The 15,848-nt window shown below is 72.9% G+C and carries 13 protein-coding genes; 11 read left to right on the forward strand and 2 right to left on the reverse strand.

What is annotated here, in order from left to right:
- The first annotated feature begins 328 nt into the window (after positions 1 to 328).
- The 3 genes from QUY26_RS33240 (at position 329) to QUY26_RS33250 (ending at position 2,736) form a co-directional block, all read left to right on the forward strand.
- Complete coding sequence (locus QUY26_RS33240) at positions 329 to 1,501, forward strand: glycerophosphodiester phosphodiesterase (RefSeq protein ID WP_289953257.1); 1,173 nt, start codon at positions 329 to 331, stop codon at positions 1,499 to 1,501.
- A gap of 133 nt (positions 1,502 to 1,634) precedes the next feature.
- The gene (locus QUY26_RS33245) at positions 1,635 to 2,192 is read left to right on the forward strand and encodes an RNA polymerase sigma factor (RefSeq protein WP_289953258.1); all 558 of its coding nucleotides are present in this window, start codon (positions 1,635 to 1,637) and stop codon (positions 2,190 to 2,192) included.
- A gap of 40 nt (positions 2,193 to 2,232) precedes the next feature.
- Positions 2,233 to 2,736 (forward strand): GNAT family N-acetyltransferase, encoded by a 504-nt coding sequence (locus tag QUY26_RS33250; RefSeq protein ID WP_289953260.1) that lies wholly within the window; start codon positions 2,233 to 2,235, stop codon positions 2,734 to 2,736.
- Here the strand turns inward: QUY26_RS33250 and QUY26_RS33255 are convergent.
- Together QUY26_RS33255 and QUY26_RS33260 are read right to left on the reverse strand one after the other, a co-directional pair.
- Complete coding sequence (locus QUY26_RS33255) at positions 2,733 to 3,239, reverse strand: hypothetical protein (protein WP_289953262.1); 507 nt, start codon at positions 3,237 to 3,239, stop codon at positions 2,733 to 2,735. The two genes, QUY26_RS33250 and QUY26_RS33255, sit on opposite strands and share 4 nt — an antisense overlap.
- Positions 3,220 to 3,579, reverse strand: a complete 360-nt coding sequence (locus tag QUY26_RS33260; protein WP_289953269.1) for a hypothetical protein — start codon at positions 3,577 to 3,579, stop codon at positions 3,220 to 3,222. Before QUY26_RS33260 ends, QUY26_RS33255 begins: the two co-directional genes overlap by 20 nt.
- A gap of 90 nt (positions 3,580 to 3,669) precedes the next feature.
- On the opposite strand from QUY26_RS33260, the gene QUY26_RS33265 reads away from it, so the two are divergent.
- The 8 genes from QUY26_RS33265 to cobT all read left to right on the forward strand — a co-directional run bounded on the left by QUY26_RS33265 (position 3,670) and on the right by cobT (position 15,667).
- Entirely contained in the window at positions 3,670 to 4,317 is a 648-nt protein-coding gene (locus QUY26_RS33265; protein WP_289953271.1) for an HAD family hydrolase, read from the forward strand.
- Between the two features lie 417 nt (positions 4,318 to 4,734).
- Positions 4,735 to 5,805 carry a methionine ABC transporter ATP-binding protein gene (locus tag QUY26_RS33270; protein WP_289953273.1) on the forward strand — a complete coding sequence of 357 codons (1,071 nt, stop codon included), beginning with the start codon at positions 4,735 to 4,737 and terminating at the stop codon, positions 5,803 to 5,805.
- Positions 5,802 to 6,587, forward strand: a complete 786-nt coding sequence (locus tag QUY26_RS33275; protein WP_289953275.1) for a methionine ABC transporter permease — start codon at positions 5,802 to 5,804, stop codon at positions 6,585 to 6,587. The genes QUY26_RS33270 and QUY26_RS33275 overlap by 4 nt, the downstream gene beginning before the upstream one ends.
- A gap of 92 nt (positions 6,588 to 6,679) precedes the next feature.
- Positions 6,680 to 7,513, forward strand: a complete 834-nt coding sequence (locus tag QUY26_RS33280; RefSeq protein ID WP_289953277.1) for a MetQ/NlpA family ABC transporter substrate-binding protein — start codon at positions 6,680 to 6,682, stop codon at positions 7,511 to 7,513.
- Between the two features lies 1 nt (position 7,514).
- A complete protein-coding gene (locus QUY26_RS33285; RefSeq protein ID WP_289953279.1) occupies positions 7,515 to 8,339 on the forward strand; it encodes a MetQ/NlpA family ABC transporter substrate-binding protein in 825 nt (274 codons plus the stop codon).
- A gap of 206 nt (positions 8,340 to 8,545) precedes the next feature.
- A complete protein-coding gene (locus tag QUY26_RS33290; RefSeq protein ID WP_289953280.1) occupies positions 8,546 to 9,196 on the forward strand; it encodes a GNAT family N-acetyltransferase in 651 nt (216 codons plus the stop codon).
- A 370-nt stretch (positions 9,197 to 9,566) separates the two neighbouring features.
- The gene (cbiE, locus tag QUY26_RS33295) at positions 9,567 to 10,796 is read left to right on the forward strand and encodes a precorrin-6y C5,15-methyltransferase (decarboxylating) subunit CbiE (protein WP_289953281.1); all 1,230 of its coding nucleotides are present in this window, start codon (positions 9,567 to 9,569) and stop codon (positions 10,794 to 10,796) included.
- Between the two features lie 320 nt (positions 10,797 to 11,116).
- On the forward strand, positions 11,117 to 15,667 hold the full coding sequence (cobT, locus tag QUY26_RS33300; RefSeq protein WP_289953282.1) for a nicotinate-nucleotide--dimethylbenzimidazole phosphoribosyltransferase: 4,551 nt from the start codon (positions 11,117 to 11,119) through the stop codon (positions 15,665 to 15,667).
- The last annotated feature ends 181 nt before the right edge of the window (positions 15,668 to 15,848 follow it).

Below are 15,848 nucleotides of genomic sequence, written 5' to 3' on the forward strand. Positions count from 1 at the left end.
TGACCTGATTTTGCCTGCAGTTGCCCCCGCGAGAACCTCACTGTGACGACGGTAGCGCTGTGCGAACTGCGTGGCTTGTCCGAGTGGTGCTTCTCACGCGCGACGCATCTCACGGCCGGAACTGTTCCGGTGCCCGCGAGCCCGGGCGCACGCGCCGGGGCCCCCTCCGCGAGGGGCCACGAGCCGCCGGACGGGCCCTAGTCGACACCCGGCGTCAGCCACCCGTTCGGCCCCCGGTCTCCCACCTGTCACGCAACGCCACCTACGATCGGTGCCGCTTTGTCAGGTGCAAGGCGCTACACGGCGGTACACAGGGAGGGAGCGCTCAATGGCGACGCAGGAATCGGGGCGGCGGGAGACGGGGACGAGCCCGGGGCGGCGCGCGGTGCTCGGGGCCGCGGTGCTCGGGGCGGGCACGGCCGTCGTGGGCGTGCCCGGGGTGGCGAGAGCCGACGCGCGCCACGGTCACGGGGGCGGCGGCTACCGCGACCTGCCGGTGCCGACCGTGATCGCGCACCGCGGCACCAGCGGCTACCGGCCCGAACACACGCTCGGCTCGTACCAACTCGCCCTCGACATGGGCGCGCACGTCATCGAGCAGGACGTGGTGCCCACCAAGGACGGCCATCTCGTATGCCGTCACGAGAACGACATCACCGGCACGACGGACGTCGCCGCGCACCCCGAGTTCGCGGACCGCAAGACGACCAAGAGCGTCGACGGCACCAGACTGACCGGCTGGTTCACCGAGGACTTCACGCTCGCCGAGCTGAAGACGCTGCGCGCCAAGGAGCGCATCCCCGGCACCCGCCAGCGCAACACCCTCTACGACGGCCGCTGGGACGTCCCCACCCTCGAAGAGGTCTTCCGCTGGGCCGAGAAGGAGGGGCGCAGGCGCGGCAAGCGGGTCTGGCTGCACATCGAGACCAAGCACCCCACGTACTTCCGCAAGCTGGGCCTCGGCCTCGAGGAGCCGCTCGCCAAGCTCCTGCGCCGCTACCACCGCGACCGCAGGAACTCGCCGAACTTCCTGCAGTCCTTCGAGCCCAGCAGCATCCAGCGCCTGCGCAAGCTCGTCGACGCGCCCGGCGTGGTCCTGCTGTCCACGGCCGCCTCCCGCCCCTGGGACTTCGTCGAGGCGGGCGACCCGCGCACCGTCGCCGACCTCATCAAGCCCGAGGGCCTGAAGTGGATCGCCTCCTACGCCAAGGGCATCGGCCCGACGCTCGACCTGGTCATCCCCAAGGGCCCCGACGGCAAGCTCCTGGAGCCGACCACCCTGGTCCGCGACGCGCACGCCAAGGGCCTGGTCCTGCACCCGTACACGATGCGCAACGAGAACACCTTCCTGCCCGCCGACTTCAAGAAGGGCACGGACCCGAACGCGTACGGCGACGCTTTCGGCGCGTTCAAGGCGTACTTCGCCACCGGCATCGACGGGATCTTCTCCGACAACCCGGACACGGCGCTGCTCGCCGCCGCGGACTTCAACGACGACTGACGGGTCTCCCCGCCGCCGACCGGGCCCGTCGGCACCCGAAGGGCCTCGTCAACGACGGTGCGCGAAGCCCCGGTTGGGGTGAGGCGCGGCCGTTCCGGAAACCGATATCCGGAATGGCCGCGTCCCCGTCGGCATGACCCCTACGCCCCCGTCGGCCCCGTCCCCCTCCGCGCGGCCGTCGCTCTCGTACGACCTGGTCACCACCCTGCGCCCGCTGCTCGCCGCCGAGGCGTCGGCCGAGGCGCACGGCTGCGCCGCCGATCCCGGCGACATCGAGCAGGCCGTCTGGCTGCGCCTGCTCGAACACCTGGACGCCGGAGGGCCGCCCGCCGACCCCGCGGCCTGGCTGCGCGCCGCCGTCCGCGACGAGGCCCGCCGCACCCGCAGCGCCGCCCGGCGGGAGCGGCCCTACGCCGGTGAGCCCGCCGACCCGCGCGGCGGCCCCGAACAACGGCTTCTGGCGGCCGACCGGCACCGCACCCTGTACGCCGCCGTGCGGAAACTTCCCGGCCGCTGCCCTCGTCTCATGGCTGCGCTTCTGTCGCCGAAGGACCTGACTTACCGCGAAATCGCAGGAGAGTTGGGAATGTCACAAGGATCTTTGGGGCCGGAACGTTCCCGATGCCTGGGATGCCTGCGCAGAATGCTCGCGCAGGAGGTTGGGACTCCGGACCCGCGGGGAAAGGAGTGAAGGACAACCGGCGGAGCAGGTGAGCGGGAGGCATGCACACATGGGCATGAGCGTGACCATCTCGGAGGCGTCCGACACGGACGCCGAGCAGATCCTCAAACTGCAGTACCTCTGCTACCAGGGCGAGGCCGAGCTGTACGGCGACTACTCCATCGAGCCGCTGACGCAGACCCTCGACTCCCTCAAGGCCGAGCTGGCCGCGGGCAGCGTCCTGGTGGCGCGGCTCGGCACCGAGGTCGTGGCGTCCGTGCGCGGCACGGTCGACGCGGCGGCCACGGCCCGCATCGGCAAGCTCATCGTGCACCCGCGGATGCAGCGGCACGGCCTGGGCGGCCGCCTCCTGGAGGCCATCGAGCGCCGGCTCGCCGAGGGCGGCGTCGCCAAGCGCTTCGAGCTGTTCAGCGGCCACCGCAGCGAGAGCAACCTGCAGCTCTACCGCAAGCACGGCTACGCGCCGGTGAGCACGCGGCGCGTGGACGACCGCCTGACGGTGGTGACCCTCTCCAAGGACGCGCAGGCAGAGGCCTACGTGGCGAGCGCCTAGGCCTCTTCGGGACCCCCGGCCCCCGCGGGCCGGGTGTGCTCGCGGGACTTCCGCAGCCAGAACACCGCGGTCACCGGCAGCAGTACGGGGATGAACAGATAGCCCATGCCGAAGTCCGACCAGACCGTGGCGTCCGGGAACGCGGACGGTTCCGCGAGGGTCCAGGCCCCGACGGCGAGCACACCGGCCAGCTCGGCGGCGCAGCACACCAGCGCCGCCTTGCGGGCCGTCTCCCCGCCGCGTACGAGCGAGTACGTGATGAAGCCGTAGACGACACCGGCGAGCGCCGACAGCGTGTACGCGAGCGGGGCCTTGTGGAAGTCCGTCGAGATCTGGACCGCGGAGCGGGAGACGGCGCCCACGACCATCACGCCGTACAGCCACACCAGCAGGATGCCGGGGCCGGTGATCAGCTTCTGGCGCTCGGGCCGCTGCTGCCCGTTCCGCCGCCGTGCGCGGGGCTCGTCGTCCGTCACCGCCACCTCAGCCTCCCCAGATGTCATGGAGCCGCACCTCCAGCACGGCGAGGACCACGCCGCCCGCGGCGACGGTCACCGAGCCCCAGCGGGTGCGCTCGGCCAGCGACATGAAGCCCGCCGCGGGAACGCACGCGAACGAGCCGATCAGATAGGCCACGAAGATCGTCGTGCCCTGCTCGGGGTCCTCGCCCCGCGCCAGCTGCACGATGCCGACGACCAGCTGGACCAGCGTCAGCAGGGTGACCACACCCATGCCGATGAAGTGCCAGTCCTTCGTCGGCTGGTCCCGGTAGGCGGCGAAACCGCACCAGGCCGCGAGCGCGAGCGCGGCCACGGAGGTCGCGACGGTCAGGGCAACAAGCATGCCGAGACCCTATTACGGGCCAAAAGACCCGGTGTCCTCGGCCCCGGGGGCCCAGGATCCGGCGGTGGCCTCCCGCGTAGGGTCGCGGCCATGAAGATCCAGGCTGACGCCCTCCTGTTCGACAACGACGGCACCCTCATCTCCTCGATGGAGTCCGTCCGCCGCTGCTGGACGCGGTGGGCGGGGGAGTACGGCATCACCGCGGAGGACTTCGCCCGGGTCGAGCTGCACGGCCGCCCGGCCGTCGAGATCGTCGCCGACCTGCTGCCGGCCGAGCGGGTCGCCGAGGCCGTGGCCCGGATCGAGGAGCTGGAGGTGTCCGACGTCGCGGGCGGCGTGCTCGCGCTGCCCGGCACCCTCGACCTGCTCGCCGCGCTACCGCCCGAGCGGTGGGCCGTCGTCACCTCCGCGACCCGCCGCCTGGCCGAGGCCCGGCTCGCCGAGGTCGGCATCGGCCCCAAGACGCTGATAGCCGCCGACGACATCACCCGCGGCAAGCCCGACCCCGAGCCCTTCCTGCTCGCGGCCCGGGTGCTCGGCGTGGACCCGGCCCGCTGCGTGGTCTTCGAGGACGCCCCCGCGGGTCTCACCGCGGGCCGGGCCGCGGGGATGACCACCGTGGCGTTGACCACAACGCACCAGGTGGCGGAGCTGTCCGCCGATGTCGTCGTCAAGGATCTGTCGGCGGTGTCCGCGCAGGCCACAGCGGGCGGCGTGGAGATCGTCACCGGTGCCTGAACGGGATCGGGGACACGACCGGGTGTCTCTCCTGTCGACCCATGTCTGTCCGCTATTCGGACAGCGGTGGCGGGGCGCGCCCGCACGCGTGTTTTACTGGTCCGCATGACCACGACGAGCAGCCGCACCCTTGCGACCGAGGCGATCACGACGCCCGGTGCTCGTTGTATGTGTCGAATGTGCGCCTTCTGAGGGCCCCCGCACCACTGAGAGCCTCGCGCCCCGAAGCGAAGCCGCTGTGCCGCGCCACCACGCCACGTACGTACTCCGAGGAGTCACGCACACCGGCAGGGCGCGAGCCGGCCCCGCGCACACGTCCTCCGGTTCCACCGCCACCGCGAGAACCGTGCCGCGTTCCGAACGAATGCCCCGTGCCCGGCGTCACCGCGCCGCGCACTCGACAGTGACGGAAACCCAGTGATCACCACTTCCGGCCTGACCAAGGTCTACCGCTCACGCGGTCGTGAAGTAACCGCCATCGACGGAGTCGATCTCCATGTGCGCGAAGGCGAGGTGTACGGCGTCATCGGCCAGTCCGGTGCCGGCAAATCCTCGTTGATCCGCTGCGTGAACCTCCTGGAGCGCCCCACCTCCGGCACCGTGACCGTGGACGGCCAGGACCTCACCGCGCTCGCGGGCCGCGGCCCGCGAGCCGGCCGGGAGCTGCGCGCCGCCCGCAACCGCATCGGCATGGTCTTCCAGCACTTCAACCTGCTGTCCTCGCGCACCGTCCAGGCGAACATCGAGCTGCCGCTCGAAATCCTCGGCCTGTCCGGCAAGGAGCGCTCCCGCAAGGCGCTCGAACTCCTGGACCTGGTCGGCCTCGCCGACAAGGCCAAGGCCTACCCGGCGCAGCTCTCCGGCGGCCAGAAGCAGCGCGTCGGCATCGCCCGCGCCCTGGCCGGAGAGCCGAAGGTGCTCCTCTCCGACGAGGCCACCAGCGCCCTCGACCCGGAGACCACCCGCTCCATCCTCCAGCTCCTGCGCGACCTCAACCAGCAGCTCGGCCTGACCGTCCTGCTGATCACGCACGAGATGGAGGTCGTGAAGACGGTCTGCGACTCGGCCGCCCTGATGGAGCGCGGCCGCATCGTCGAGTCCGGCACCGTCACCGAACTCCTCGGCACCCCCGGCTCCCAGCTCGCCGCCGCGCTCTTCCCCGTCAGCGGCGACGCCACCGGCGCCGACCGCACCGTCGTCGACGTGACCTTCCACGGCGAGGCCGCCACCCAGCCGGTCATCTCCCAGCTGTCGCGCACGTACAACATCGACATCTCGATCCTCGGCGCCGCGATGGACACCGTCGCGGGCAAGCAGGTCGGCCGGATGCGCATCGAGCTGCCGGGCCGCTTCGAGGAGAACGTCGTCCCGATCGGCTTCCTGCGCGAGCGGGGCCTCCAGGTCGACGTCGCCGACGCGCCCGCCGCCCTCCCGGCGGTGAGCGGGTCCGCGACCGCCGCCACGCTGGTCAAGGAAGGTGCCAAGTGACCTGGTCGGAGATGCAGCCCCTGCTGGAGCAGGCCTGTTGGGACACCCTCTACATGGTCGGCTGGTCGGCTCTCATCGCCGTCGCCGTCGGTCTGCCGCTCGGCATCCTGCTGGTCCTGACCGACCGCGGCGGGCTGCTGCAGAACACGATCCTGAACAAGGTGATCGGGCAGGTCGTCAACATCGGCCGCTCGATGCCGTTCATCATCCTCATGGTCGCCCTGATGGGCTTCACGCGCTCCATCGTCGGCACCTCCATCGGCCGTGACGCCGCGATCGTGCCGCTCGCGATCAGCGCCATCCCGTTCTTCGCGCGCCTGGTCGAGACGGCCGTCCGCGAGGTCGACCACGGCCTGGTCGAGGCCGTGCAGTCGATGGGCGGCAACACCTGGACCGTGGTCCGCAAGGTCCTCGTGCCCGAGTCGCTGCCGTCGCTGATCTCCAGCGCCACCACGACCGTCGTCGCCCTCATCGGCTACTCGGCGATCACCGGCACCGTCGGCGCGGGCGGCCTCGGCGACCTCGCGGTCCGCTACGGCTACCAGCGCTTCGAGACCGAACTGATGTGGATCACCGTCGGCGTCCTCGCCGTGGTCATCTCGATCATCCAGTTCGTCGGCGACTACGCCGCCCGCAGCCTGCACCGGCGCGGCGGCCGCTCGGGGGCCGCGCCGCGGCTGAAGTTCCTGCGCGCCAAGGCGCCCGCCGCCACGACGGCCACCGGGCCGGTCGTCGCGGACGCCGAGCCCGAGGCCGACCGCGAGCCGGTCAAGGTCTCCTGACCCCGCCCGACCGCTCGGCCCTCCGCGTTCACCCAGCACCACCCCGCACCACCACCGCGGGGTCGTACCACCCATGGAGAAAGGCACTTTTCGTGCGTAACACCACCAAGATCACCGCTGCTGTCCTCGCCACCGGGGCCCTCACCCTCGGCCTCACCGCCTGCGGCTCCGACAAGGGGTCCGCGGGCGACAAGGACGGCCCGCTGGTCGTCGCCGCCACCCCCACGCCGCAGGGCGCCATCCTCGACTACGTCAAGAAGAACCTGGCGAAGAAGGCGGGCCTCGACCTGGAGGTGAAGGAGTTCACCGACTACGTCACGCCCAACACCGCCGTGCAGCAGGGCGAGGTCTTCGCGAACTACTTCCAGCACAAGCCGTACCTGGACGACTTCAACAAGAAGAACAAGACGGACATCGTCCCCGTCCCGGGCGCGACGGTGCACCTGGAGCCGCTGGGCGTCTACTCCAAGAAGATCAAGAAGCTCGACGACCTGAAGAAGGGCGCGACGGTCGCCGTCCCGAACGACACCACGAACGAGGCCCGCGCCCTCAAGCTCCTCGCCGACAACGGCGTCCTCAAGCTCAAGGCGGGCGTGGGCTTCGCGGCCACCCCCAAGGACGTCGTGTCGAACCCGCTGAACCTCAAGTTCAAGGAGCTGGAGGCGGCCCAGCTGCCGCGCTCCATCGACGACGTCGACGCCGCGGTGATCAACGGCAACTACGCGCTCGAAGCCGACCTCAGCCCCGCCGAGGACGCCATCGTCGCCGAGAAGGCCAAGGGCAACCCGTACGGCAACTTCCTCGCCGTCAAGAAGGGCGACGAGAACGACCCGCGCGTGAAGAAGCTCGCCAAGCTCCTCACCTCGCCCGAGGTCAAGAAGTTCATCGACGACAAGTACGACGGCTCCATCGTCGCGGCCTTCTGACATGCGCCGGCCTGTCATCGCCGCGGCGGCCGGGGCCCTGGCCCTGTCGCTCGGCCTGACCGCCTGCGGCTCGGGTTCCGGCTCCGACGGCGACAAGCTCGTCGTCGGGGCCACCCCGACCCCGGCCGGTGAGGTCCTCGCGTACATCCAGCAGAACCTGGCGAAGAAGGCGGGCCTCGACCTGGAGGTGAAGGAGTTCACGGACTACGTGACCCCCAACACCGCGCTCCAGGAGGGCTCCCTCGACGCCAACCTCTACCAGCACACCCCGTACCTCGACGACTTCAACAAGTCCAAGAAGACGGACCTGGTGCCGGTCACCGAGGTCTACCTGCCGCCCATGGGGGTGTACGCCGACGGCGACGAGCTGAAGGACGTGACGGGGTTGCGCTCCGGCGCGACCGTCGCCGTGCCCAACGACACCACCAACGAGGGCCGGGCGCTGCAACTGCTCGCTTCCAAGGGTGTGATCGAGCTCAAGAAGGGCACGGGCGCGAACGCCACCCCCGAGGACATCGCGGCCAATCCGAAGAAGCTCACCATCAAGGCCCTGGAGCCCGCGCAGCTGCCGCGCTCCCTCAAGGACGTCGACGCGGCCGTCATCAACAACAACTACGCGCTCGACGCGGGCCTGAGCCCCAAGAAGGACGCCGTCCTCCTGGAGTCCGCGAAGGACAACCCGTACAACAACGTGCTCGCCGTCAAGAAGGGCGACGAGGACGACCCGAAGGTCGAGAAGCTGGCCGAGCTGCTGACTTCGCCCGAGGTCAGGAAGTTCATCGAGGACAAGTACAAGGGGTCGGTCCTTCCGGTCACGGGAGGCTGACGCACACCCGTGCCCTGTCCCCGCCCACGGGGTCCGCTCCACCTGCCGGAGCGGACCCCGTGGTGCGTCCTCGCGCCGCCATGCTGCATGCTGGGCACTTCGGCAGGCCTGAAGGTCCTTGAGGCCCTTGACGATTCGACAGTTCGACGGCTCGACGGTTCGAGAGTTCACAGAGCGACAGGCCCATGAAGCTTACGGAGCGGCGCATGACTACAGCCTCGGGGTTCCCCGACATCTCCATCAGCACGGAGCGGCTGGTGCTGCGCCCGTTCGACGAAGCCGACATCACGGCGTACGCGGAGATGATGAACGACGAGCTCGTCACCGCCTGGACCGCCGCGCCCCAGCCGTACACCGAGGCCGACGCCCGCGCCTACATCACCGAGGTCGCCCCCGCCGAACGCGCCGAGGGCCGCGGCATCGCCCTCGCCGTCACCGAGTTCCTCACCCAGCGCCTGGTCGGGTCCGTGCGGCTGCGCCACACCGACTGGCGGGTGCGCTCCAGCGAACTGAGCTATGTGACCGCGCCCTGGGCCCGCGGCGAGGGCTACGCCTCCGAGGCCGCCCTCGCCACCGCCCAGTGGCTCTTCCACGACCAGAAGTTCGAGCGCATCGAACTGCGCACGGCCGCCGACAACACCGCCGCCCAGCAGGTGGCCCAGAAGATCGGCTGCATCAGCGAGGGCGTCCTGCGCGGCGCCTGGATAGCACGAGTCAGAAACGGCGGCGACCCCCTGGGCGGCTGGATCGACGTGCGCACCGACCTCATCGTCTGGAGCCTCCTCCCCGAGGACCTGGAGGGCGTCTCGGACCAGCTGGCGGAGAGCGGGTTCACGTCGTTCTCGGACTGGAACTGACGCCGGCGGGGGCGCCTTGACCGGTGTCCACGGCCCCGCGGGCCTCGTCCTCGACGCCGGACGGGCTTTCTCCCACCCACCCGCCCGAACTTGCACCAGCTGACCGACGGCCCGGCACCTTCTGGCCCACACCGGCGAAGTCGTTCTCAGCCCGTCCGGCGTTCGAGGACGAGGCGCGGAGCGCCGATTCGGGGGCGGACCGTCCCACCCGAAGGGGACACCGACCCCCTGGGGTCCAGGGGCGGAGCCCACGGTTTCGGGGAAGGGGTGGGCCTGGGAGCCTTCCGGCAGGGCACCAGGTACGCTCCCTCCTGGCCGCACGCGGCGGCCCCCGCACCGCAGGACCCGAGACCCCAGGAGACAGACGACCATGGCCGACCGGGTCACGGTGATCGGCTGGGACGGCTCGCCGCTGACCGCCGCGGCACGCTCCGCCCTGAGCGCCGCGACCCTCGTGGCGGGCGCCGCCCACCACCTCGCCCTGCCCGAGGTCCCCCCGACCGCCGAACGCGTCCGCCTCGGCAGCCTCGCCCTCGCGGCCCGCCGCATCGCCGCCCACCGCGGCACAGCGGTCGTCCTCGCGGACGGCGACCCCGGCTTCTTCGGCGTCGTACGCACCCTGCGCGCCCCCGAATTCGGCCTCGAGGTCGAGGTGGTCCCCGCCGTCTCGGCCGTCGCCCAGGCCTTCGCCCGCGCCGGGATGCCCTGGGACGACGCCGCGGTCGTGGTCGCCCACCGCCGCACCCTGCGCCGCGCCGTGAACGTCTGCCGCGCGCACAGCAAGGTCGCCGTGCTCACCTCGCCCGGCGCGGGCCCCGCCGAACTCGGCCTGCTCCTCGAAGGCGTCCACCGCACCTTCGTGATCTGCGAGGAACTCGGCACCGAACGCGAGCAGGTCACCGTCGTCACCTCCGACAAGGCCGCCGACCACTCCTGGCGCGACCCGAACGTCGTCATCGTCATCGGCGGCCCCGGTGGCGCGGGCGGCCCCGTCGTCCACGACACCGGCTGGATCGCGGGCCGCGAACCGGGCACGGACCCGCGCGGCTGGGCGCTGCCCGCGGCGAGCTACGGCGGCGAGCAGGAACTCGGCGAGGGCGAGAGCGACCGCATCCGCGCCGCCCAACTCGCCCGCCTGGGTCCGCGCGTGGGCGACCTCGTCTGGGACATCGGCTGCGGCACCGGCGCCTTCGCCGCGGAGGCGGCACGCTTCGGCGCCGCCGTCATCGCCGTCGACCGCGACGCGGACTCCTGCGCCCGCACCACCGCCGTCGTACGCCGCTTCGGAGTGCACGCCCAGGTCGTGCACGGCGTCGCGCCCCACATCCTGGAGAACCTGCCCGAGCCCGACGTCGTCCGCGTCGGCGGCGGGGGAGCGGCCGTGGTCTCCGCCGTCGCCGACCGCCGCCCCGAGCGCATCGTCACGCACGCCGCGACCCGCGACGACGCCGAACTCCTCGGCCGGGACCTGACGGAGCACGGCTACGCCGTCGAGTGCGCGCTCCTGCAGTCCGTCGAACTCGACACCCGCGCCTGGACGGAGCGGAAGCGGACCGTCGTCTTCCTGGTCTCCGCACTGCTGCTCGACCGAACCCCGTGACCCTGGCGACCCTGTCGCGGCGCCGTGCGCGGTAGGCTGGCCGATCGTTGTGCCGCACCTGGGCGCCCGGCGATTCGTAGGTCTGTGTCAGTCAAAGTCCGGAACGCTCGCCCGTTTTGGGGGGTGCGTGTGGTACGGCGGACCGCGGGGCGCGCGACGTGGCGCAGTCCACAGCGGACCGTGGCCGATCAAGCTGCCACGGCGGCGGTGCTACCGCGACAATGCCTGTGGACCGTACGCGGTGCGTGCCGCGCGGCACGTGCGCTCGTTGTTGATGACGGGCGGTCAAAGAAGGACTAACCGATGGGCGAGGGGTACGCATGACCGACACCGGCCAGGTCCCGGGCGAGGGACAGCCGGAGAGCGCAGGCAGGGTGCAGCAGCCGGGCATGCAGGCCCCGGCGGCGTACACCTTCGCCGACCCCTCCGACAACCCCGCCGAGGACGACGACCTGCTGCTGATGCCGGGTGCCCAGGGCGCGTGGAGCGAGGCGCAGACCGCGCAGCCGGGCACCGGCGGTCAGCCGCCCGCCGCCCAGCCGTACGCCGACGCGAACGCCGGGCAGGCGTTCCCGGGCCAGGCCGCCGTCGGTCAGGCAGTGGCCGCCGACCCGCAGCACGGCCAGGGCGGTCAGAGTGCCCAGGACGGCCAGAACGTCCAGGACGGCCCGCACGGCCAGGGTGCCCAGAGCGGCCCGCAGGGCCAGAGCGGCCCGAACGGGCCCGCGGGCAACGGCCTTCCGGCCTTCGCCCACCAGCCGGGACCGCACGAGACCTCGGGCCGGGACAGTGGCTCCGTCGACCTCACCGGCGTTCCCCTGCACGCTTCCCACCACTCCGTCCCCGCCGCGCAGCACAGCCCCACCCGGCGCCCGCTGCACCGCGGCCCCGCCGCGCCCGCCGTGCCCGACGGCGCCGGGAGCCCGGTGCGCTCCCTGGCCGACCGCGGCCCCGCGGGCGGTACGCCGCACCCGATGCCCGTCCGGCACGCGGGTCCGCCGACCGCGGGACCCGAATACCTGGACATTCCGCGCGACGACGCGGGCGCGCTCGCAGGGCCCCAGCTCGGCGAGATCCCGCCGCAGGCGGCCGCGCCGTGGACACCGCAGCCGCAGGACTCCCGGGGGGCGGCAGCAGAAACGGTCGTCCCAGAGGGCGCACGGGTCACGGAGGCCACGGGTGTCACCAGTGCCACGGGGGTCTCCGTGGTCACGGGGGACTCCGGTGTCACTGAGGACGCCGGCGCCGCTGGGAACACGGGCGCCTCTGAGAACACCGGCGCCCCTGAGAACGCGGGCGTCGCCGATAACTCCGGAGCCACGAACGTCACAGCTGTCACAGCCGTACCGGAAGGACATGGGGTCGCCCCCGTCCCGGCCGACGCTTCGGTGACGGGCGACGGGGCCGGGCCGATGGACGGTCTGGTTCCGCTGGACAGCGCGGTGCCGGTGGACGGCTCGGGTCCGATAAATGACCCCGTTCCGGTGGCCGGCTCGGCTCCGTCGGACGGCACGGTCCCGCCGGACGGCGTCGCGCAGCCGGGTGGCTCCGGCGCTGTGGACAACCCCGTTCCTGGGGACGGCTCTGCCCCGGCCGACGGCTCCGGCCCGGCCGACGTCTCCGCTGCGGCCGACGGTTCAGCGGCACCCGTGGGCCCCGAGGCGACGGCCGACCCGATGGCGTCCGCCGACCCCGCGACGGCCGACGTGCCGGTGCAGCCCGGGGGCCCGGCCGACGCGGCAGGCCCCACAGACCCCACGGACACCTCGAACCCCACGCCCGCCCCGCACGCCCCCGGCGTGATGGAGGCACCGGGTGCACTCGACGCGGGCGGCGCCCCGCACGCGACCCCGGAAGCGCAGACCGCCGCCGAGGCGCACGCCGCGCAGTCGGCGCACGCCCCCGGCGCCACGCCCACACCCGTGCCCGGCACCCCGGCCGCAGCGGAAGCCGTCGCGGCCGAAGCCCCGGCAGTCGCCCCGGCCGACCCCGCCGTACCCGCGTCCGCCCCGGTCACGACCGAGGACACCGACGGCACCGCCGACGCCCAGGCCACCCAGGCCACCCCGGCCGAGCCGATCCCGTCGACCGAGCCGACCCCCCTGGCCGTACCCCCGGCCGAGCCCCAGACCGGAGCGGATGCGTCCGGTATCGGCGGCGCAGCCCAGGACGCCGTGGCGACCCCCTCCGCCCCGGAGTCCCCGACCGCAGCCGAAGGCTCCGAGCTCCTGACCGCACCCGCGTCCGCCGCGACCCCGCTCCCGCAGGCCGCGCCCGCCGGGGAAGCCGCCGCACCCGGAGCCCACCCGGGCGCCCCGGCCCCCGTCGGCACCCTCGGCTCGCCCGCTCAGGACCAGCTCGTCGCCGCGCCGCACGCGATGGCCGCGCACGCGGCCGTGGCCCCGCAGGCGCCCGATGCCGCGCAGCCGTGGCCGGACGCGCACTCCGGGCAGGGACCCGATGTCGCGGGGACCACCTGGATGCCGGACGGCGACGGTTCCGCGCAGCCGTTCGTCGAGGTACAGGAAGCCGCGCCCATCGGCCGGTTCGTACCGGTCGACGGCCAGGTGCCGACCACCCCGCACCTCGCGCCGACCCCGCCGCGCCCCCTCTCCGTACCGCCGGAGTACTTCGTGCCGCAGCCGTCGGACGAGACCGGCGGCCACGACGCCGCCGAGGCCGCCACCCCGGGCACCGAGCCGGAAGCGGAACCCGCGCCCGGCACGCCCTCCGAAACCGGGCAGCAGCCCGCAGCCACCGTGCCCGCCCCCCGCGACGGAGCCCGGCCCACCGCCGAGCCCGCCGGGACGGCGGCACCCGCACCCGTCGACGCGGCGGAGGACGGCACCCCCGCCCCGTCCGCCCCGGAGACGACCGACCCCGACGAGCCGATGCACGCACCTCACCCGGCCGGACCGACCGACCCCGCAAGCCCCCCTGAGCAGCCCGCCCCGGCCGTCTTCGTCGACGCCGACGCGCCCGAGGACCTGTCCACCCCCGCCGCACCGGCGGACCAGGACGGCGCCCCGCAGCCCCTGCTGCTCACCGAAGGCCCCGAGGGTCCTGAAGGCACCGACGACACCGACGGCGCCCCCGACCTCGCCGAGGCCGAGCCCCCCGCCGCCGACACCGCGGTGGAACCGCCCGCGCCGGGATACGCCGACGCCGAACGCGAGGCCGTGCTGCGCGTGATGCGCGAGCGCCGCGACATCCGCAACGGCTTCCGCGGCGACCCGATCCCGCACGAGGTCCTGCTCCGTGTCCTTGAGGCCGCCCACACGGCACCCTCCGTCGGGCACTCCCAGCCCTGGGACTTCGTGGTCATCAAGTCCGCCGAGACCCGGCGCACCATGCACGAACTGGCCCAGCGCCAGCGCGAGGCGTACGCCAAGTCGCTGCCCAAGGGCCGCGCCAAGCAGTTCAAGGAACTGAAGATCGAGGCCATCCTCGACACCCCGGTGAACATCGTCGTCACCGCCGACCCCACCCGAGGCGGCCGCCACACCCTCGGCCGGCACACCCAGCCGCAGATGGCCCCGTACTCCTCGGCTCTCGCAGTCGAGAACCTGTGGCTCGCCGCCCGCGCCGAAGGCCTCGGCGTCGGCTGGGTCAGCTTCTTCGACGAGCGCGAGATGGTGCGCGCGCTCGGCCTGCCGGAGCACCTGGAGGTCGTCGCGTACCTGTGCGTCGGGTACGTCGACGAGTTCCCGGAGGAGCCGGAGCTGATGCAGGCGGGCTGGTCCAAGCGGCGCCCGCTGTCCTGGGTCGTGCACGAGGAGACGTACGGCCGCCGCGCGCTGCCCGGCGAGGACCCGCACGACCTGCTCGCCGAGACCGTCGGCAACATCCGCCCGCTGGACGCCAAGGCGCTCGGCGAGGCGTGGGAACGCCAGAAGCGCATGACGAAGCCCGCGGGCGCCCTGGGCATGCTGGAGATCATCTCCGCGCAGCTCAGCGGCCTGTCCCGGATGTGCCCGCCGCCGATCCCGGAGCCCGCCGCCGTCGCGATCTTCGCCGGTGACCACGGTGTGCACGCCCAGGGCGTCACCTCCTGGCCCCAGGAAGTCACCGCCCAGATGGTCGCCAACTTCCTCGGCGGCGGCGCCGTCTGCAACGCCTTCGCCAACCAGGTCGGCGCCGAGGTCTGCGTCATCGACGTGGGCGTCGCCGGCGAACTGCCCGCCACGCCCGGCCTGCTGCCCCGCAAGATCCGCGCCGGTACGGCCGACATGACCACAGGACCCGCGCTCACCCGCGACGAGGTCAAGGCGGCCGTCGAGGTGGGCATCGAGACGGCCCGCGACCTGGTGGCGGCCGGCAACAAGGCCCTGCTCACCGGCGAGATGGGCATCGCGAACACCACCGCGTCCGCCGCCCTGATCTCGGTCTACACCGACACCGACCCCGCCGAGGTCACCGGCCGCGGCACGGGCATCAACGACGAGATGCACGCCCGCAAGGTCGAGGTCGTCCGCCGCGCCCTCGACCTGCACCAGCCGGACCCGGCCGACCCCATCGGCGTCCTCGCGGCCATCGGCGGCCTCGAACACGCGGCGATGGTGGGCCTCCTCCTCGGCGGCGCGTCCCTGCGCACCCCCGTCATCCTCGACGGCGTCAGCGCGGGCGCGGCCGCCCTGGTCGCCCGCGCCATCGCCCCCGAGGTCCTCGCGGCCTGCATCGCGGGCCACCGCAGCGCCGAACCGGGCCATGTCGCCGCCCTCAACAAGCTCGGCCTGCGCCCCCTCGTCGACCTGGACCTCCGCCTCGGCGAAGGCACCGGCGCCCTCCTCGCCCTGCCGGTGGTGCAGAGCGCGGCAAGGGCGATGCACGAGGTGGCGACGTTCGACTCGGCGGGCGTGACGGAGAAGTAGGCCCTCCCCGCCCCACGCCGGACGGGCTGAATTCCAGCCCGCCCGGCGTTCGAGGACGAGCGCGCAGCGCGACAAACAGGGGTGCCAGGGAGCGAAGCCCCCTGGTTCCGGGAAGGGGTGGGACCGGGGAGCCCCGGCAGGGCCCCGCCCCCACCACCCGAGCCCACCCACCCCGCCCCAT

The sequence above is a fragment of the Streptomyces flavofungini genome (genome assembly GCF_030388665.1).
Taxonomy (GTDB): domain Bacteria; phylum Actinomycetota; class Actinomycetes; order Streptomycetales; family Streptomycetaceae; genus Streptomyces; species Streptomyces flavofungini_A.

Bases quoted from the DNA above. Each gene is read 5' to 3' on its own strand.
- QUY26_RS33240 (WP_289953257.1), top strand. From the start codon at position 329: ATGGCGACGCAGGAATCGGGGCGGCGGGAGACGGGGACGAGCCCGGGG.
- QUY26_RS33245 (WP_289953258.1), top strand. From the start codon at position 1,635: ATGACCCCTACGCCCCCGTCGGCCCCGTCCCCCTCCGCGCGGCCGTCG.
- QUY26_RS33250 (WP_289953260.1), top strand. From the start codon at position 2,233: ATGGGCATGAGCGTGACCATCTCGGAGGCGTCCGACACGGACGCCGAG.
- QUY26_RS33255 (WP_289953262.1), bottom strand. From the start codon at position 3,239: ATGACATCTGGGGAGGCTGAGGTGGCGGTGACGGACGACGAGCCCCGC.
- QUY26_RS33260 (WP_289953269.1), bottom strand. From the start codon at position 3,579: ATGCTTGTTGCCCTGACCGTCGCGACCTCCGTGGCCGCGCTCGCGCTC.
- QUY26_RS33265 (WP_289953271.1), top strand. From the start codon at position 3,670: ATGAAGATCCAGGCTGACGCCCTCCTGTTCGACAACGACGGCACCCTC.
- QUY26_RS33285 (WP_289953279.1), top strand. From the start codon at position 7,515: ATGCGCCGGCCTGTCATCGCCGCGGCGGCCGGGGCCCTGGCCCTGTCG.
- QUY26_RS33290 (WP_289953280.1), top strand. From the start codon at position 8,546: ATGACTACAGCCTCGGGGTTCCCCGACATCTCCATCAGCACGGAGCGG.
- cbiE (WP_289953281.1), top strand. From the start codon at position 9,567: ATGGCCGACCGGGTCACGGTGATCGGCTGGGACGGCTCGCCGCTGACC.
- cobT (WP_289953282.1), top strand. From the start codon at position 11,117: ATGACCGACACCGGCCAGGTCCCGGGCGAGGGACAGCCGGAGAGCGCA.